The following is an 18,989-nucleotide window of genomic DNA, read 5'->3' on the forward strand; positions in this document are numbered from 1 at the left end:
ATACCGGGCGCATCCGCATGGCTGCCCCCGTCGTCCTTGCCATCGACGCCATGAGCGGCGATCACGGCTACCCGGTAGTCGTGGACGCCGCTCTGTCGTCGTTGCGGGAGCACCCGCTGCTGCAGCTGATCCTCGTCGGCGACGAGGGCAGGCTGCGTGCCGCACTGGCCGAGCGCAAGCACGCCGGCGATCCGCGACTGACGCTGCAGCACGCCAGCGAAGTCGTGGAGATGGACGAGTCACCGTCCAAGTCGCTGCGCAACAAGAAGGATTCCTCGATGCGCGTGGCCATCAACCTGGTCAAGGAAGGCCGCGCGCGCGGTGCCGTTTCCGCCGGCAATACCGGCGCGCTGATGGCCACCGCCAAGTTCGTGCTCAAGACCCTGCCGGGCATCGACCGTCCGGCGATCATCTCCGCCATTCCCTCGGTCAACGGTCACGTCCACATGCTGGACCTGGGCGCCAATGCCGAGTGCGGCGCCGACCAGTTGGTGCAGTTCGCCGTGATGGGCGCGGCCATGGTCACCGCGGTGTACGGCATCGAGCGGCCCAAGGTCGCGCTGCTGAACATCGGCGAGGAAGAGATCAAGGGCAACGACACGATCAAGCTCGCAGCTTCGCTGCTGCAGCAGTCGGGCCTGAACTACATCGGCTTCGTCGAGGGCGACGGCATCTTCCTGCGTGACGTCGACGTGGTGGTCTGCGACGGCTTCGTCGGCAATGTCGCGCTGAAGACCGGCGAGGGTGTCGCCAAGCTGGTGCACCAGTTCATGAAGGAAGAGTTCACCCGCAACATCTTCACCAAGGCCGCGGCGGTGGCGGCGATGCCGGCGCTCAAGGCACTGGGACGGCGCATGGATCCACGCAACTACAACGGCGCCAGCTTTGCCGGCCTCACCGGCATCGTCGTCAAGTCCCATGGCAGCGCCGATGCGCAGGCCTTCGCCCATGCCATCGGCGTGGCGATCAAGGCGGTGGAGCAGGACATCCCGGCGCGCATCAGCAGCCTGCTGGGCGTGGTGCTCAAGCCTGCCGACGACGCTCCGCTGGGTGCCAGCGAAGCGGCCTGAGCTGTTCTCAGGGGCCTAGAGGCCCAGTCTCCTGTGTCCGCGGTCAGGCTGGCGTCCATGGGCGCTGCTGCGCAAAAGCAGTCCGCAAATAAACGCAAATGAACGCGAATGGAAGGCTGTCCATTTGCGTTGATTCGCGTTTATTTGCGGACTGAAGTCTTGGGGACAGCAGGCCCAGCAGGTCGACGGCTACTTGACCAGGTTGTTCAGGTCGAAGATCGGCAGCAGGATCGCCAGCACGATCAGCATCACCATGCCGCCCATCGCCACGATCACCAGCGGCTCCAGTACGCCCATCATGGTGGCGACCAGGGTTTCCACTTCGCGCTCCTGGTTCTCGGCGGAGCGGTCGAGCATTTCGTCGAGCTTGCCGGAGGTCTCGCCGCTGGCGATCAGGTGGATCGCGATCGGCGGGAACAACTTGCTCGCATTGAGCGAGCGCGACAGCGTGGCGCCCTCGCGCACCTTGATCGCGGCGTCTTCGATGGCGTCGCGCATCGGCAGGTTGTCGACCACCTGCGTGCCGATACGCATGGCGTCCAGGATCGGCACGCCGCTGCCGAACAGGATGCCGAGCGTGCGCGTGAAGCGACCGGTGTTGGCGCCGCGTGTCAGCCGGCCCACCAGAGGCAGGCGCAGGATGAAGCGGTGCACTTTTCGCTTGAAGGGATCGGCGCGCATCATGCGCGAGAACACCACGGCACCCGCCACCAGCAGCAGGGCCACATAGATGCCGTAGTTGCGCAGGAACGCCGAGGCGCCGATCAGGGCCTTGGTCAGCGGCGGCAGCTCGGTGTCGATGCTGTCGAACACCGAGACCACCTGCGGCACGACGTAGGTCAGCATCACCACCAGCACGCCGACCGCGACGATCGCGAGAATAGTCGGGTACACCGCCGCCAGCATCATCTTGCTGCGCATCGCCTGGCGCTTCTCGACGTATTCGGCAAGGCGTTCGAGGATGTAGTCGAGCTTGCCGGACTGCTCGCCGGCCTCCACCGTGGCGCGGAACAGCGGCGGGAAGGCGTTGGGGAACTGGTTCAGCGACATCGCCAGGCTGTTGCCCTCGATCACGCCGGAACGCACGCCCAGGGCGACGCGCTGTACGCGCTTGCTTTCGCTCTGCTCGGCGACGGCGGTCAGGGCCTCGTCCAGCGGCAGGCCGGAACGAACCAGGATCGCCAGCTGGCGCGTGAACAGCGACAGCTCGGTGTGGCTGATGCCGCCGCCACCCTGGAACGACAGGCCGCCGCTCTTGCGCTCGGCCACCTCGGTGACGTCCAGCGGCGACAGTCCGCGGTCACGCAGCAGCTGCCGCGCCTGGCGCGGGGTGTCGCCTTCGATCAGGCCCTTGACCTGGCGGCCGCGCGCATCCAGCGCGCTGTACTCGAAGGCGGACATTGCTGGTTCAGTCCTCGATCGTCACGCGCAGCACTTCGCGCAAGGTGGTCTTGCCGTTGAGGACCTTGTTGCGGCCCGACTGGATGATGCCGGGGCCGCGCGAACGGGCGTAGGCTTCCATCGCCTGCTCGGAAGACTCGTCGTGGATCATGCTCTCGAGCTGGCGGTCGATCTCGATGATCTCGTGGATGCCGCTGCGGCCGAGAAAGCCGGTGTGGCGGCAGGCCGGGCAGCCCACCGGCTTGTACAGCGTCAGCGGCGGCGCCAGTTCCACGCCCAGCTGTTCCTTTTCGACGACGCTGGCCTCGTAAGGCACCTTGCAGTGCTTGCACAGCGAGCGCACCAGGCGCTGCGCCATCAGACCGATCAGCGAGGAGGAAAGCTGGTAGGGCTCCACGCCCATGTCGCGCAGGCGCGTCACGGCGCCCACCGCGGTGTTGGTATGCAGGGTCGACAAGACCAGATGGCCGGTCTGCGAGGCCTGCACCGCGATCTGCGCGGTTTCAAGGTCACGGATTTCGCCGACCATCACCACGTCGGGGTCCTGGCGCAGGATCGCGCGCAGGCCGCGCGCGAAGGTCATCTCGACCTTGGTGTTGACCTGGGTCTGGCCGATGCCGTCGATGTAGTACTCGATCGGGTCTTCGACCGTCATGATGTTGCGGCTGCGGTCGTTGAGTACCGACAGGCCGGAGTACAGCGTGGTGGTCTTGCCCGAGCCGGTGGGGCCGGTGACCAGCATGATGCCGTAGGGGCGGAACAGGATGCGCCGCATGACGGCGATCTGCTCCTCGTCCAGGCCCAGCTGTTCCAGGTCGAGGCGCTCGGCCTGCTTGTCGAGGATACGCATCACCACGCGCTCGTTGTGCGCGCCGGTGGGGATGGTCGAAACGCGCAGGTCGACCTTGCGGCCGCCGAAGGCGCGCGAAATGCGGCCGTCCTGCGGCAGGCGCTTCTCGGCGATGTCGAGCTTGGCCATGACCTTGATGCGCGACACCAGGCGCGGGGCCAACTGCCGGGGCGGGGACAGCACCTCGCGCAGCACGCCGTCGACGCGGAAGCGGATCTGCAGGCGGCTCTCGAAGCTTTCGATATGGATGTCCGAGGCGTTTTCCTTGATCGCCTCGACCAGCAGGCCGTTGATGAACTTGATCACCGGCGCGTCGTCGCTGGATTCCAGCAGGTCCTGGTTTTCGCTCAGGGCCTGGGCCAGGGAGCCAAGGTCGGCTTCCTCCTCGCCCAGTCCGTCCATCAGGCTGGAACTGGCCGAGGTCTGGCCCTCGTAGGTCTTCTGCAGCAGCGCGTCGAACTCCTGCGCGCTGACGTTCTGCAGGCGCAGCGGCCGGCCGACGAAGCGACGGGTTTCCTGGATCGCATCGACACCGACACCGGGTCGGGCCGCCACCAGCACGTGCTCGCCCTGGTCCTCGGTGACGATCAGGCCGTGGCGCTTGGCGAAAGCGAACGGCGGGCGCCGCAATGCGATTTCCATGGCAGACCGCTCAGTTCGTGGCGGGCGGAGCGGGCGGCTGCGGACGCGCCTGACCGGCGACGGAGGGCGGCGGGACCTGCTGTTCCGTCACTGGCGGCGGTGGCGGGGCATCGCTCATCAGCACGTCATAGGGCTTCAGCATCGGTTGGCGGCCGGTGGACTGGGTCACCTTCGCCGAGTCGATCTGCGCCTGGCGCACGGCGTCGTACTTCTTGCGCGTGTAGTAGTCGGCCTCGGACTGCTTGCGCAGGATCGTGGGGCGGATGAACACCATCAGGTTGCTCTTGTCCTTCTTGACCGCCCGGGCCCGGAACAGGTTGCCGAGCAGCGGCAGGTCGCCGAGGAAGGGCACCTGGTTCTTGGAATCATTGAGCTTGTCGTCGGTCAGGCCGCCGATCACCAGCACCTGGCCGGTTTCCACCACCACGGTGTTGGTCAGGGTGCGCTTGTTGGTGGTCTGCTGCAGCGTGCTGTCGGCACTGGCGGTGAGGCTGGACGATTCCAGGTCGATCTTCAGCTTGACCACGTTGCCCTCGTTGATCTGCGGCGTGACGCCCAGGGTCAGGCCCACGTCCTTGCGCTCGATGGTCTGGAACGGGTTGACCGTGCTGGAGCCGGAACCGGTGTTGCTGAAGCTGCCGGTCAGGAAGGGCACTTCCTGGCCGACCGAGAACTTGGCTTCCTCGTTGTCCATCGTCAGCAGCGTTGGCGTCGACAGGATGTTGCTGCTGCCGTCGCCCTTGAGGGCCTTGAGCAGCAGGCCGAAGCTGGTGCCGTTGTCGTTGATGATGCCGCCCGCGGCGGTGGCGCCCAGGCCCAGCAGGGACAGTGCGGCGGTGGCGGTGTTGCCGGAACTGCTGCTGCTGTTGCCGAGCGCGCTGGCGGCGTTGCTCAGCGCCTGCGAGGTGCTGGGGTTGAGGATGCCGGCGGCGGCGATGCGCTCCTTGTTGAACACGGCCCAGTCCACGCCCAGCTGGTTGCTGGTGGTGGCACTGACCTCGGCGATGATCGCCTCCACCAGCACCTGCGAGCGCTGGATGTCGAGTTGGGCGATGACGTCGCGGATCTGGCGCATCGCCTTGGGCGGCGCGGTGATGATCAGGGCATTGGTGTCCTTGTCGGACAGCACGCGGATGCCGTCGCGGCCGCCGCCGCCGGAACTTGCGGCCGGGGCCGCGGCGGGCGCGGCGCCACCGGCGCTGCTCTTGCTGTCGGACTTGGCTACTTCCTGGGCATAGCCCTCCAGGATCGGCGCCAGGTTCTCGGCGGTGGCATAGCGCAGGTAGACCACCTGCGTGGCGCCGCCGTCGGTCACCGGCTGGTCGAGCTGGCGGATGATGTCGCGGTACTTGCCGCGCTCGGTACGGTCGCCGCCGATCAGCACGGAGTTGCTGCGCTCGTCGGCGATGATCGCGGTCTGGCGCATGCTCGGATCGGCCTGCTTGTCCTGCTGGGTGAGCGCGGTGAGGATGCGCACCACCTCGGCGGCGGAGGCATTCTCCAGCTTGAAGCTCTCGATGTCGCGATCGCCCACCTGGTCCATCTGGCGGATCAGCTGCTCGAGGCGGCGCACGTTGGCGGCGCGGTCGGAGATGATCAGGATGTTGGAGGGCTGGTAGGCACCCAGGTGGCCCCACTGCGGGATCATCGGGCGCAGGATCGGCACCAGCTGCGTGGCCGAGACGTTTTGCACCGGGAAGACCTTGGTGACGATCTCGTCCTTGGCCAGGCCGCCGGCGTCGCCGCCGTAGGAGGAGCCCTCCCAGCGCGCATTGGTCTCGGGGATGATCTTGATCGTGTCGCCGGCCGGCACCGCCGCAAAGCCGTTGACCGCCAGCACCGCCAGGAAGGTTTCGTAGAGGCCGTCCGCCGACATCGGCGAGGACGAGATCACCGTGACCTTGCCCTTGACCCGGCTGTCGACGATGAAGTTCTTGCCGGTCACCTCGCTGACGGTGGCGATCAGCGTGCTGATCTCGGCGTCCTTCAGGTTCAGGGTGACGTCTGCCCGCGCCGGCAGGGACGCCAGGGCAAGGCAGAGCAGTACCGCGCGCATCGCGATTTTGAGCGGAGTCATTTCTTGTACTAGTTCAGCGTGACGTTGACGGTTTGCGCCTGGCCACCGCGTTCGACGGTCAGGGCGAAATTGCTGGACTTGCTCAGGTCGCTGAGCATTTGCAGGGCCTTCTGGGCATTGTCCAATTCTATGCCATTGACCGCCGTGACCACGTCGCCGGGACGCAGGCCGACGTTGTTGAACAGCTCGCGCTCGCGGCCGGGGTAGACGCGGTAGCCGCGCAGCTGGCCGTTGACGCTGGCCGGCTGCACGCGGATGTACTCCGAGGCGCGGGACGGGTCCTGCAGGATCTGGTCGCGGGCGGCCCCCAGGGTGGCGGCCGTGCCGGCGTCCACTGCCGTGCCGGTGTCCACCGGGCCGGAGGCGGCCACGCCACTGCTGCCCGGCTGGTCCTTGTTCAGGCGCAGGGTCTCGGCCTTGCCGTTGCGCATCAGCACCACGCGGTCGGCGAAGATCGCCTCCAGGGTCACGCCGCGGGCAAGATCGTCGCCGATGGCGTAGGGCTTCTCCTCGCCGGAACCGTCGGCGATCAGGGCGCGGGAGTCGTCGTTGCCGCGGCCGGCCAGGATGCCGATCAGGGTCAGGTTCAGCCGGGTATCGGGGGCATTGTCGAGGTCGCTGGCGCCCGGCACCGCCTCGTAGCTGCCGAACAGGTTGGCGCCGGCGAGCCGTTCCACGTCGGCCGGGCCGGGGCCGGCCTGGGCGGCGGGGCGGGCGGCGGCGGCCGGGGCCGGCTGCCAGCGGCCGGCCTCGGGGACCGGCAGCAGGGTCCAGGCCAGGCGGGCCAGGGTGGCCGCGATCAGGGCCAGCAGCAGCAGGTTGGCCACCGGCGGCAAGCGCCGCCCATGGCGCTCGTAGGCCTGGGTCAGCTTATGTAAAGGGAGTGCTGCGGTCATTCCGCATCATAACCTGCGAGTGTGACGGGCAACACGTTGGAGCTTGCCATGGGCCTGCCGATCGCTGCGGCGGAGACCGCCTGGGTGCAGGGCTATGTCCCGAGGCGCGCCGTGTACTAGATGTACATCAGCGACTCGGGACGCCGCCCTGCGCCCAGGCGGTCCCGCCCTTCGGGTGCCCCGTCTTTGCGGCCATGCTGTGTTGCTCGTCAGTTACTTGGTCCCGCCAAGCGTCCTCCTCGCGCCTTGCCTGGCCGCAAATACGGGGGCACCGCAGCGACCGGCAGGCCCATGGCAAGCTCCAAGAATTGCCCCAATCCTCAACATTCAGTAACTTGGCCGAAAGACTTGGGGGAGTCGGCGAAATGTCTCGTACGGTTACACGTTTCGCCATCAGCGGTTTCGTGCTCCTGCTGTTCATGGTGCACACCTCCGGCGTGCAGCAGTTGCGGCTGCTGCAGCAGATCGAGCATTTCACCTACGACAGCCGGGTCAATGCGACCCTGCCGGGGACCATCGACCCGGCCGTGGTGATCGTCGACATCGACGAAAAGAGCCTGGCGGTGGAAGGGCAGTGGCCCTGGTCCCGCGACAAGCTGGCGACCCTGGCCAACAATCTTTTCGGGCCATACCAGGTCAAGGCCGTCGGCTTCGACATCGTGTTCTCCGAGCCCGACCGCAGCTCCGGCCTGCAGCTGCTGGACCGACTGCAGCAGGGCGAGTTGGCCGACCTGCCGGGGTTCGCCGAGCGCGCCACGGCGCTGCGTGGAACCATGGACAACGACCGCGCCTTTGCCGAGGCGATGCGCGGCAAGCCGGTGGTCTGGGGCTACTATTTCGGCCAGACCCTCCAGGCCCAGCAGCAGGAGGGCGTCGGCGCCCTCTGCGCGCCGGTCATGGAGGCGATGGCCGCCAAGCTCTACGACCTGGACTGGATCCGTCCGCAGGGCTACACCGGCAACCTCGAGGAACTGCAGGGCACCAGCCCGTCCTGCGGCTTCTTCGACAACCCGACCCTGGATGAAGATGGTGTCTACCGTCGCGTGCCCCTGGTGCAGCTGTACAAGGGGGCGGTCTACGAGTCGATGGCGCTGGCGCTGGCGCGCCTGGCGGTGGGCCGTCCGGCGATCGACTTCGAATTCGAGCCACCCGACGTGCGCACCTCGCTGAACCTGGAGCGCCTGCGTGCCGGTTCGCTGGTGGCTGCGGTGGATGAGCGTATCGCCGTGATGGTTCCCTACCGTGGGCCGGAGGGCAGCTTTCCCTACGTCTCGGCCTCCGACGTCATCGCCGGCAAGGCCGATGCCTCGGTGCTGAAGGGCAGGATCGTGCTGGTGGGCACCAGCGCCCCCGGGCTGCGCGACTTGCGCGTGACGCCGGTGGCCAAGGCCTACTCGGGGGTAGAGGTCCACGCCAACATCATTTCAGGCCTGCTCAGCGGCAACATCAAGCAGAAGGCGCCGTACTACAACGGCATCGAGGCGGTGATGCTGCTGGTCATCGGCGCCCTGATCGCCTGGGCCTTCACCGCGCTGTCGCCGCTGCTGGCCGGTGTGCTCGGCGCGGTGGTGCTGGCGCTGATCACCGGGCTGGCCTTCGGCCTGTGGAGCTACGGCAACTTCGTCATGCCTTTCGGCGTGCCGGTGGTATTCACCCTGATGCTGTACCTGGCCCAGTTGCTGTACGGCTATTTCGTCGAGTCGCGCCGTGCCCGTGCCGTGTCCAAGCAGTTCGGCCAGTACGTGCCGCCCGAGATCGTCGCCGAGATGGCGGAACGGTCCGGCGAGATTTCCATGGAGGGCGAGTCGCGCGAGATGACGGTGCTGTTCTCGGACGTGCGCGGCTTCACCAGCATTTCCGAGAAGCTGGAGGCCAAGGAACTGGCGCAGCTGATGAACGCCTTCCTGACCAAGCAGACCGGCGTCATCCACCGCCATCGCGGCACCATCGACAAGTACATGGGCGATGCCATCATGTCGTTCTGGGGCGCCCCGCTGGCGGACCCCGGGCATGGCCTGCACGCCCTGGAGGCCGGCCTGGAGATGGTGCGGGCAGTGCGCGAGCTCGACGGGGAGTTCGAGAAGCGCGGCTGGCCCCGGCTCAATATCGGCGTCGGACTCAACAGCGGCAAGATGAACGTCGGCAACATGGGCTCGGAGTTCCGCATGGCCTATACGGTCATGGGCGACGCGGTGAACCTGGGCTCGCGCCTGGAGAGCCTGACCAAGGAGTACGGGGTGGCCATCCTCTGCTCGGAGTCCACACGCAACTCGGCGCCCAACGAATGGGCCTTCCGCGAACTCGATTTCGTGGTGGTCAAGGGCAAGAACGAGCCGGTGGCGATCTACGAGCCGATGGGTCCCAAGGACGCGCTGGATCCCGCGCTGCGCAACGACCTGGCGCGGCATCGTGGTGCCCTGAAACTCTACCGGGGCCAGCAATGGGACGAGGCCGAGGCCGAGTTCTTCTCGCTGTCGCAGTCGGGCCGGCCGCACAAGGTCTACGAGCTGTTCATCGAGCGCATCATGTACCTGCGCGACAACCCCCCAGGCAAGAACTGGGACGGGGCATATACCTTCACCCACAAGTAGATAGCCGCGATTCCGGTTCCGGCGGCCGCCGGAACCTTGGCACCCCGGCCGTGCCGGCTTTGCGGCCGCCGCCGCAAGACCCGCCACCTGCTGCCGTCCGTCGCCTTGCGCTACCGCGCCGGGCGCGAACGCGCCACGGTTCCCGTGGTCTGAGCGGCGGGGACCCCCGATTTTTGCACCGGATTGCCAACAGCCCTTTTGTGACAGCCTTGCGGCCCCATATAGGCCGTCACGGCGCTACACTTTGACCCATGAGCAACGAGCCTGACCGACATTCCGACCAGGGCCTGGCAGTACAGGAAGCCAAGCCCAAGACACAGCAACCGCCGATGTACAAGGTGGTGATGCTGAACGACGACTACACCCCGATGGAATTTGTGGTCCAGGTTTTGCAACAGTTCTTCCGTCACACACGGGAATCGGCGGTACAGGTCATGCTGCACGTGCACACGCAGGGCCGTGGTGTGGCGGGGATCTTCCCCGCCGAGATCGCGGAAACCAAGACGGCGCAGGTGAACGCGTATGCTCGCGAACACCAGCACCCCCTTTTGACTGTAATGGAGAAGGCCTGAAAACCAGCCGCGCAAGCGGTTGAGCCGGAGGCAACAAATGTTATCCGAAGAACTTCAGAAAGCCCTTGACGCCGCATTCGTCGCCGCCCGCATGGAAGGTCACGAACTGCTGACGGTCGAGCATCTTCTCCTGGCGCTGCTGTCGGACGCCAACGTCTCCGAGGCGCTGATCGCCGCGGGCGGCGACATGGACCGGCTGGAACAGGCGCTGCGCGACTACCTCAAGACGCATGTCCAGGCGGTCAAGGACAACGACAAGCACGAGGTGCAGCCGACGCTGTCTTTCCAGCGCGTGCTGCAGCGCGCCATCTACCATGTGCAGGCGGCCGGCAAGAAGCAGGTCAGCACGCTCAACGTGCTGGTGGCGATCTTCGCCGAGAAGGACACCCAGGCGGTGTTCCTGCTCAATGAGCAGGGCGTCACCCGCCTCGACGTGGTCAACTTCATCTCCCACGGCATCAGCAAGAACGGCAACATGCCCGAGAAGTCGCAGCAGGATCCCGAGGAGCGCGAGGACGCGCCCGAGAAGCCCAGCGGCAAGTCGGCGCTGGAGCAGTACGCCAGCAATCTCAACGAGCGCGCCGCGCGCGGGCAGATCGATCCGCTGATCGGCCGCGAGCAGGAGATCGAGCGCGTCATGCAGACGCTGTGCCGCCGCCGCAAGAACAATCCGCTGCTGGTCGGCGAGGCCGGTGTCGGCAAGACGGCGATCGCCGAGGGCCTGGCTTGGCTGGTGGTCGAGGGCAGGGTGCCTGACCTGCTCAAGAACGCGGTGATCTACAGCCTGGACATGGGCTCGCTGATCGCCGGCACCAAGTATCGCGGCGACTTCGAGAAGCGCTTCAAGGCGGTGATGCAGGACCTGCAGCAGCGTCCGGGCGCGATCGTCTTCATCGACGAGATCCACATGATCATCGGCGCCGGCGCCGCCAGCGGCGGCGTGATGGACGCCTCCAACCTGCTCAAGCCGCTGCTGGCCTCGGGCGACCTGCGCTGCATCGGCTCCACCACCTACCAGGAGTACCGCGGCATCTTCGAGAAGGATCGCGCCCTGGCGCGCCGCTTCCAGAAGGTCGATGTGACCGAGCCGACCGTGGAGGACAGCGTCAAGATCCTCGAGGGCCTGCGCAGCCGCTTCGAGGAGCATCACAGCGTGCAGTACACCCGCGGCGCCATCCGCTCGGCGGTGGAGCTGTCGGCGCGCCACATCACCGACCGGCACTTGCCGGACAAGGCGATCGACGTCATCGACGAGGCGGCGGCGCGCCTGCGCCTGCTGCCTGACTCGCGCCGCCGCAAGACCGTGCAGGTCCGCGACATCGAGGAAACCGTCGCCAAGATTGCGCGCATCCCGCCCAAGAGCGTGTCGGCCAACGACCGCGACAAGCTGGCGACGCTGGACCGCGACCTCAAGCTGGTGATCTTCGGCCAGGATGCCGCCATCGAGCAGCTGTCGGCCTCGATCAAGCTGGCCCGCTCGGGCCTGGGCAATCCGGACAAGCCGATCGGCAACTTCCTGCTGGCCGGCCCGACCGGCGTCGGCAAGACCGAGGTCACCAAGCAGCTGGCGCAGCTGCTGGGCGTGGAGCTGATCCGCTTCGACATGTCCGAGTACATGGAGCGGCACACCGTGTCGCGCCTGATCGGCGCGCCGCCGGGCTACGTCGGCTTCGACCAGGGCGGCCTGCTGACCGAGGCGGTGATCAAGCATCCGCATGCGGTGGTGCTGCTGGACGAGATCGAGAAGGCCCATCCGGACGTGTTCAACCTGCTGTTGCAGGTCATGGACCATGGCTCGCTGACCGACAACAACGGCCGCAAGGCGGACTTCCGCAACATCATCCTGGTGATGACCACCAACGCCGGTGCCGAGGAATCCGCGCGGCGCTCGATGGGCCTGATCGAACAGACCCATGTCACCGACGCGCTGGAGGTGATCCGCAAGATGTTCACGCCGGAGTTCCGCAATCGCCTGGATGCGACGGTGGCCTTCGCGCCGCTGGGCAAGCCGCAGATCGTGCGCGTGGTCGACAAGTTCCTGATGCAGCTGGAGGAACAGCTGGCGGCGAAGAATGTCCACCTCGACATCGACGAGGAGGCCAAGGAGTGGATTGCCGAGCGCGGCTACGACGTCAAGATGGGCGCCCGCCCGATGGCGCGCGTGATCCAGGAGAGCCTCAAGCGCCCGCTGGCGGAGGAACTGCTGTTCGGCAAGCTCGCCAACGGCGGCAACGTGCAGGTCTCGGTGAAGGACGGGCAGCTGGTGTTCGAGCTGGAGGCGCGGGAACGGCCCGCGGCGCTGGAACCGGTCTGAACGGCTGCGCCGCAGTCGGCAGTAAAAGCAGAAAAGCCCGCGAGAGCGGGCTTTTCTGTTTCTCCTCTCCCATCGAGAAAGGGGAGGGACGCAGGAAATCGTGAGCGCTGCACTCGCTGAAAGTGCGTTCCTCACCCGCGCTACGCGCGGCCTCTCCCGGAGGGAGAGGCAAGAAAACGCGCAAAGCCCGCAGGGCGGGCTTTGGCTTCAACTACCGACTGCTGACTGCAACCTGCCGACGGCTTTCCGCGGCTATTTGTCGCGGAACGTGATACGACCCTTGCTCAGGTCGTACGGCGTCAGCTGCACGGTGACCTTGTCACCGGTCAGGATGCGGATGTAGTGCTTGCGCATGCGGCCGGAGATGTGGGCCGTGACGAGGTGGCCGTTCTCCAGTTTTACGCGAAACGTGGTGTTCGGCAGGGTGTCCACCACCGTGCCAACCATTTCAATGTGATCTTCTTTGGACATAAGCGCCAGCTTTTGGGAGGCGCATTATCGGGAAGTCGCTGCCTCGCATCAACTTTTGGGCCCATTTGGGGCCCTTGCGGCTCAGTTTCCGTCTTCGGGCAGGGGTTTCCAGCCGCCGTGCCGCAGCACTTCCAGGGGGCGGAAATGGCGCTTGTAGTCCATTTTCTGGCTGCCGGGCACCCAATAGCCGAGGTAGACGTGGGGCAGTTCCCGGCGCCGGGCGTCCTCGATCTGGCGCAGGACAGCATAGGTGCCGAGGCTGCGGCGGGTCTCGTCGGGGTCGAAGAAGGTGTAGACCGCCGAGATGCCGCGGGGGGTCTCATCGACCACCGCCAGGGCCTGCAGGCGCCGGCCGGCGCGGAACTCCCAGTAGCGTACCTCGCCCCAGGCGCATTCCAGGAAGGTATGGAAGGCCTCGCGGTTGTGGGCGTCCATGCCGCCGCCGGCGTGCCGCGACAGCAGATAGTCGCGGTACAGGGCGTAGTGTTCCTCGTTGAGCCGGTTGACCACCTTGAGGCTCAGGTCGGCGTTGCGCGCCAGGCAGCGCCGCTGGTTGCGGTTGGCCTGGAAGGCGTCGGTGGGGATGCGGGCCGGGATGCAGGACTGGCAGTGCTGGCAGTAGGGCCGGTAGACGTGCACGCCGCTGCGGCGGAAACCCTGCTCCAGCAGCCAGCCGTAGCGCGCCGGGGTGAGGGGGAATTCCGGGTCGATGAAGGCATTGCGCGAGGCGCGGCCGGGCAGGTAGCCGCAGACGTGCTCGACGCTGAGGAACAGGCGGATGCGTTCTAGCTCACTCATCGCGGAAGAGTGACGCAAACGGGCTCATGCCGCTGCCCCCCGGCTGAGGTGGAGGACATCGGCCGGCACCTCGATCTCGAACTGCCAGCGGCCGATGCGTCCGGGCAGTTCGGCCGCCGGGCGCTGCAGGCGCAGGAACTCGTCGCGGGGCATTTCCGTGGCGCCCAGGGTGAGCAGGTGGGGAGAGCTGATCTGGCAGTCGATCAGGGCGAAATCCCAGGCCCAGAGCTGGCGGCACAGCCAGTACAACGCGATCTTGGAGCCGTTGTCGGCACGCGAGAACATGGACTCGCCGAAGAAGGAACGTCCCAGGGCCACGCCATAGAGCCCGCCGATCAGCTCGCCCTGGCGCCAGACCTCCACCGAATGGCAATGCCCGCCACGGTGCAGTTCCATGTAGGCGCGCTTCATGTCGGCGCCCAGCCAGGTGCCGCGCGACTTGGAGCGCAGGCCGGCGCAGGCTTCCACCACCTCCGGGAAGGCCAGGTCCAGGGTCACGGTGTAGTCGGCGCGCTCCACTGCCTTGCGGTAGGAGCGCGAGACCTTGAGGCCGCCGCGCAGCAGCACGCTGCGTGGGTCGGGGCACCACCAGAGGATCGGTTCGTCGGGGTTGTACCAGGGGAAGATGCCCTGGGCGTAGGCACGCAGCAGCCGCACCGGCGACAGGTCGCCGCCGATCGCCAGCAGGCCATTGGGATCGCGCATCGCCAGGTGCACCGGCGGGAAATGCTGATGCGGGTTGCGCGGGTCCAGCCAATGCAGGCGGATGGGATTGTCCATCTTCAGCTCGCGACCCCCTCCTTGTATGGAACATGCCGCAGCAGTTCGCTGTGCCTCAATTCTACAAAAGCCGTCTCGCGTTGCAGATGGGCTGCAACCGCCTTGTGCAGCCGCTCGTCGGCGAGTACGTGGGCCGAGCGGGTGCGGACCGGGACGAAGCCCCGCGCCAGCTTGTGCTCGCCCTGCGTCCCCGCATCGTAGCGCCTGAGCCCCTCGCGGATGCAATAGTCGATGCCCTGGTAGTAGCAGGCCTCGAAATGCAGGGCGTGGTAGCGCCCGGCCGTGCCCCAGTGGCGGCCGTACAGCGTGTCGCCGCCGCGCAGGGTCATGGCCATGGCGACCATCCGCGTGCCGTCGTAGGCCAGTGCAAAACGCAAGGGTGAGTCGGCGCCGGCGCCGTAGGCCTGCAGGAAGGGCAGGCTCAGGTAGGGGGCCTGGCCGCGTTCCTCGTAGGTGTTGGCATAGAGGCCATAGACCGCCTGCCACTCCGATTCGCGCAGTTCATGGCCGCTGCGCCATTCGAAGCCGATGCCGGCCTCGGCGACGCGCCGGCGCTCCTGGCGGATCTTCTTGCGCTTGTCGCTGCGCAAGCCCTCGAGGAAGTCCTCGAATCCGGCATAGCCGCGGTTGAACCAGTGGAACTGGATGTCCTGCCGCTCCAGCATGCCGGCTGCCCGCAGGCTGGCCTGGTCGACTTCTTCGGCAAAGAGGGCATGCAGGGAAGGGGCGCCATCGCCCCCGCCCAGTTGTGCCAGGCGGGCGGCCAGGGTGGCACGCACGGCCGGGTCCCGGGCGCCCAGGCGGGGACCGGTGGCAGGGGTGTAGGGGATGGCGCAGAGCAGCTTGGGGTAGTAGCGCCGCCCCATGCGATGGCTGGCCTCGGCCCAGCCGAAGTCGAACACGAATTCGCCGTAGGAATGCTGCTTCCAGTACAGCGGGACTGCCCCGACCAGTTCACCTGCCTGGTTCTCGGCCAGCAGGTGGCAGGGATCCCAGCCGCTGTCGTCGCCGACGCAGCGCTGGCTTTCAAGGGTGGAAAGGAAGCCGTGCCGGGTAAAGGGATAGTCCGGCGGAAACAGTGCGTCCCAGGCAGGCGCCGGAACGTCCGCGATGCGGCCAACCTGTCTCAGCCGCATCGCGGGAAAAGGGTGTTCAGTGGAACGTCGGGGCGACCGCCGGGATGCTCTTCAGCGCCCACTGCACGACGGTGTCGTGCTCGAAGCGCGAAATCTGCTCGCTGTCCGCCGGCGGGCCGGCCTCGCGCAGGCGGCCATCCGCATCGAACTCGATGCTGGCGCCCGAGGTCTGCACCTTGAGCTCGCCGTTGTCGGCGCTGTCGTCCAGCGTCAGCTGGAGGTAGCGCACGCGCAGGTCGGCCAGTTCCGGCACGCTGCGCGCGCCGGCGGCAATCAGGGCTGCCTGCTCTGTCGAAAACTCGCGGATGCCGCCTTCCGGCGTCAGCACGAAATGCCTGGTTTGCGTGGTCATGGCGTTGTCACCCATTTTCCTCGTACCTGTAGCTTGGACCTCATTGCAATATGAAGGTTTGGTCCCGGTTTTCAAGGGGCCCGTCGACCCGACGGAAGGGCGGGTAGCAAGCTATCATTGAGTGATGCCCCGCAACGACCGACTGTCCTGATGTTCCGAAGCAAATCCCAAGCCACCGACGAAGCCGCAGGGCCCAGCTGGCTGGAACGCCTGCCCCGCGAAGCCGCCATGCTGGCCTGCCTGGGGCTGTCCCTGTTCCTGCTGGTGACCCTGGTCAGCTACAGCCCCAACGATCCCGGCTGGTCGTCCTCGGGCACCCTGGAGCCGATCCGCAACCTCGCCGGCACGGTGGGGGCCTGGATGGCCGACGTGCTGCTGTCGCTGTTCGGCTATGTCGCCTTCCTGCTGCCCTGGGCGGTGCTGCTGCTGGGCATCCGCATCTTCCAGAGCCAGGACGAGAACGACTCGCCGATCCCGCGCGGTATCCGCGTGGCAGCCTGGATCCTGATGCTGGTCAGCCTGTCCGGGCTCTGCGCGCTGCACGTCGGGGCTTCGCACAACTGGGCGCCGCAGGGTGCCGGCGGCATCGGCGGGCAGGCCCTGGCGCAGCTGCTGGTGGGGGTACTCAAGCCTTTCGGCGCCACGCTGCTGCTGCTCACCCTGTTCCTGGCCAGCACACCGTTTGCGCTGACCTTCTCCTGGCTGACGCTGCTGGATCGCGTCGGCGGCTGGTCGCTGCGCGGCCTGCAGCGCCTGCGCGAAGGTCGCGTGCCGGCGCCCACGCCGGAACCGGTCGAAACCGAGGCACCGCCGCGTGAGCGGCCGCCCGAGCAGCGCACGATGGACAGCTTCCTGCTGCCGGAGGAACCGGCGCCGCGGGAGAAGCGCAAGCGCAAGACGCCGGTGCTGACCGTGGCCGGCAGCGAGGAGGAGCAGTTCGACCTCATCCCGGCCCCGCCGCCGGCGCCGATCGAACTCGAGCCGATGGTTCCGGCGTCCACCGCGGCGTTTGCCGAGGCAGCCGAGGCAGAGGCACCGCGTGCGGCGAAGCCGCCCAAGCCGAAGAAGCTGGAGAAGGCGGAGGTGCCGGTGTTCGAGGGCAACCCGCTGCCGCCGCTGAGCATGCTCGACCCGCCGCGCCCCAGCGGCCGCCAGTACACGCCCGACGAACTGGAGCGCCTGTCGCGCGACGTGGAGCGCCACCTGGGCTCCTTCGGCGTGAAGGTGCAGGTGGTCAATGCCATGCCGGGCCCGGTCATCACGCGCTTCGAGATGCAGCCGGCGCCGGGTGTGAAGGGCTCGCAGATCACCAACCTGTCGCGCGACCTGGCACGCTCGCTGTCGGTTTCCAGCGTGCGCGTGATCGAGGTGATCGAGGGCAAGTCGGTGATCGGCCTGGAACTGCCCAACCAGAAGCGCGAGATGGTGGTGCTGCGCGAGATCCTGGACTCTGCCAGCTACCGCAACATCGCCTCGCCGCTGACCATCTGCCTGGGCAAGGACATCGCCGGTAACCCGGTGTCGGTGGACCTGGCCAAGATGCCGCACCTGCTGGTGGCGGGTACCACCGGCTCGGGCAAGTCGGTGGCGATCAACGCCATGATCCTGTCGATGCTGTTCAAGGCGACCAAGGACCAGGTGCGCTTCATCTTCATCGACCCGAAGATGCTGGAACTGTCGGTCTACGAGGCGATCCCGCACCTGCTGACGCCGGTGGTCACCGACATGAAGGACGCCGCCAACGCCTTGCGCTGGTGTGTCGCGGAGATGGAGCGGCGCTACCGCCTGATGTCGGCGCTGGGCGTGCGCAACCTAGCGGGCCTCAACAAGAAGATCCAGGAGGCGCGCGATTCCGGCGAGCCGATCCGCGATCCGCTGGCGCGCGCGCCGGAGCTGTTCGACGAGGAGCTGCCGCCCTTCGCGGCCAGCGTGCTCGAGGAGATGCCGCATATCGTCATCATCATCGACGAGCTGGCCGACATGATGATGGTGGTGGGCAAGAAGGTCGAAGAGCTGATCGCGCGCCTGGCGCAGAAGGCGCGTGCCGCAGGCATCCACCTGATCGTCGCCACGCAGCGCCCGAGCGTCGACGTGATCACCGGCCTGATCAAGGCCAACATTCCTTCGCGCCTGGCCTTCCAGGTGGCTTCGCGCATCGACTCGCGCACGATCCTGGACGAGATGGGCGCGGAGACGCTGCTGGGTCACGGCGACGGTCTGTTCCGGCCGATCGGCGCCAACCGCCTGGATCGCGTGCACGGGGCCTTCGTGGACGACCATGAGGTGCACAAGGTGGTGGCCTACCTCAAGCAGGTGGCGCCGCCGCAGTACATCGAGGACATTTGCGCCGATGAGCCGCCGGCGCCGGGCGAGGGCGGCAGCGGTGGTGACGATGCCGAGGCCGATCCGCTGTACGACCAGGCGGTGGCGCTGGTGCTGGAGACGCGCAAGGCCAGCGTGAGCTGGGTGCAGCGGCGGCTGAAGATCGGCTACAACCGGGCGGCACGCATGGTGGAGCAGATGGAGGCGGCGGGGATCGTGGGGCCGAGTGGGCCGGGTGGTAACCGCGACATTCTCTCTCCAGGCGGGCGAGAGTAGTTTTTGTGCTCCCTCTCCCCTTGTGGGAGAGGGTTGGGGAGAGGGGTGCTTTCTGAAACCTTCCGAGCGTCTTCGGTTGTGGCGGACCTGAGGCCGCTCAAGCGCCGTAGGAATTGAAGGGTAGTTTCGCCTAAGGGCGAGTTACTTTTCTTTGCTTGTGCAAAGAATTAAGTAACCAAAAGAAAGCACACCCGCCATCCGCGGCCCCGCTGAGGCGGGGCAACCCGACTGGCGGTCGATCGCCGAGGGGTCGGACAAACACGCCGTCCATGGCGTGTATGTCCTCAGCCGGACTTCCTGTCCGGCTGACCCCTGCGCTCGACCACCAGTCGGGCGCTTCTGAAAGGGGCCCAACATCAAAAGCATTCGCTTCGCTCACCAAGCATTCGAAGATTCAGAGCCGATTCAGGGCGCAGCGACATACTGGAGACTGACTTTTTG

The 18,989-nt window shown here is 66.8% G+C and carries 14 protein-coding genes; 5 read left to right on the plus strand and 9 right to left on the minus strand.

Annotated features, from left to right (window positions below; genetic code table 11):
• The first annotated feature begins 17 nt into the window (after positions 1–17).
• Positions 18–1,070: a phosphate acyltransferase PlsX gene (gene plsX / locus D0B54_RS10750; RefSeq protein WP_117291326.1), complete on the plus strand. Its 1,053-nt coding sequence runs from the start codon at positions 18–20 to the stop codon at positions 1,068–1,070.
• A gap of 189 nt (positions 1,071–1,259) precedes the next feature.
• On the opposite strand, the gene gspF is transcribed toward plsX, so the two are convergent.
• The 4 genes from gspF to gspC are packed head-to-tail and all read right to left on the minus strand — an operon-like array spanning position 1,260 to position 6,936.
• Positions 1,260–2,471 (minus strand): type II secretion system inner membrane protein GspF, encoded by a 1,212-nt coding sequence (gene gspF / locus D0B54_RS10755; RefSeq protein WP_117291327.1) that lies wholly within the window; start codon positions 2,469–2,471, stop codon positions 1,260–1,262.
• A gap of 7 nt (positions 2,472–2,478) precedes the next feature.
• Positions 2,479–3,963 carry a type II secretion system ATPase GspE gene (gene gspE / locus D0B54_RS10760; protein ID WP_117291328.1) on the minus strand — a complete coding sequence of 495 codons (1,485 nt, stop codon included), beginning with the start codon at positions 3,961–3,963 and terminating at the stop codon, positions 2,479–2,481.
• A gap of 10 nt (positions 3,964–3,973) precedes the next feature.
• Entirely contained in the window at positions 3,974–6,040 is a 2,067-nt protein-coding gene (gene gspD / locus D0B54_RS10765) for a type II secretion system secretin GspD (protein ID WP_117291329.1), read from the minus strand.
• Between the two features lie 8 nt (positions 6,041–6,048).
• Positions 6,049–6,936: a type II secretion system protein GspC gene (gene gspC, locus D0B54_RS10770; RefSeq protein ID WP_117291330.1), complete on the minus strand. Its 888-nt coding sequence runs from the start codon at positions 6,934–6,936 to the stop codon at positions 6,049–6,051.
• A gap of 365 nt (positions 6,937–7,301) precedes the next feature.
• Between gspC and D0B54_RS10775 the strand changes: the two genes are divergently transcribed.
• The 3 genes from D0B54_RS10775 to clpA all read left to right on the plus strand — a co-directional run bounded on the left by D0B54_RS10775 (position 7,302) and on the right by clpA (position 12,413).
• A complete protein-coding gene (locus D0B54_RS10775; protein WP_117291331.1) occupies positions 7,302–9,527 on the plus strand; it encodes a CHASE2 domain-containing protein in 2,226 nt (741 codons plus the stop codon).
• A 251-nt stretch (positions 9,528–9,778) separates the two neighbouring features.
• Positions 9,779–10,099: an ATP-dependent Clp protease adapter ClpS gene (gene clpS / locus D0B54_RS10780; protein WP_117291332.1), complete on the plus strand. Its 321-nt coding sequence runs from the start codon at positions 9,779–9,781 to the stop codon at positions 10,097–10,099.
• A 37-nt stretch (positions 10,100–10,136) separates the two neighbouring features.
• Complete coding sequence (gene clpA / locus D0B54_RS10785; RefSeq protein WP_117291333.1) at positions 10,137–12,413, plus strand: ATP-dependent Clp protease ATP-binding subunit ClpA; 2,277 nt, start codon at positions 10,137–10,139, stop codon at positions 12,411–12,413.
• Positions 12,414–12,665: 252 nt separating this feature from the next.
• Here clpA and infA read toward each other — a convergent pair whose 3' ends face one another.
• The 5 genes from infA to D0B54_RS10810 form a co-directional block, all read right to left on the minus strand.
• A complete protein-coding gene (infA, locus tag D0B54_RS10790) occupies positions 12,666–12,884 on the minus strand; it encodes a translation initiation factor IF-1 (RefSeq protein WP_117291334.1) in 219 nt (72 codons plus the stop codon).
• Between the two features lie 81 nt (positions 12,885–12,965).
• The gene (locus tag D0B54_RS10795) at positions 12,966–13,682 is read right to left on the minus strand and encodes an arginyltransferase (RefSeq protein WP_117291335.1); all 717 of its coding nucleotides are present in this window, start codon (positions 13,680–13,682) and stop codon (positions 12,966–12,968) included.
• 24 nt (positions 13,683–13,706) lie between these two features.
• The gene (gene aat, locus D0B54_RS10800; protein ID WP_117291336.1) at positions 13,707–14,462 is read right to left on the minus strand and encodes a leucyl/phenylalanyl-tRNA--protein transferase; all 756 of its coding nucleotides are present in this window, start codon (positions 14,460–14,462) and stop codon (positions 13,707–13,709) included.
• Positions 14,463–14,464: 2 nt separating this feature from the next.
• Positions 14,465–15,598 (minus strand): GNAT family N-acetyltransferase, encoded by a 1,134-nt coding sequence (locus D0B54_RS10805; protein WP_117291337.1) that lies wholly within the window; start codon positions 15,596–15,598, stop codon positions 14,465–14,467.
• A gap of 16 nt (positions 15,599–15,614) precedes the next feature.
• Positions 15,615–15,950, minus strand: coding sequence for a hypothetical protein (locus D0B54_RS10810; RefSeq protein ID WP_117295177.1), 336 nt, complete (start codon positions 15,948–15,950; stop codon positions 15,615–15,617).
• Between the two features lie 150 nt (positions 15,951–16,100).
• Between D0B54_RS10810 and D0B54_RS10815 the strand changes: the two genes are divergently transcribed.
• A complete protein-coding gene (locus D0B54_RS10815) occupies positions 16,101–18,548 on the plus strand; it encodes a DNA translocase FtsK (RefSeq protein WP_117291338.1) in 2,448 nt (815 codons plus the stop codon).
• Positions 18,549–18,989: the final 441 nt, after the last annotated feature.

The organism is Solimonas sp. K1W22B-7, assembly GCF_003428335.1.
Classification (GTDB): Bacteria; Pseudomonadota; Gammaproteobacteria; order Nevskiales; family Nevskiaceae; genus Solimonas_A.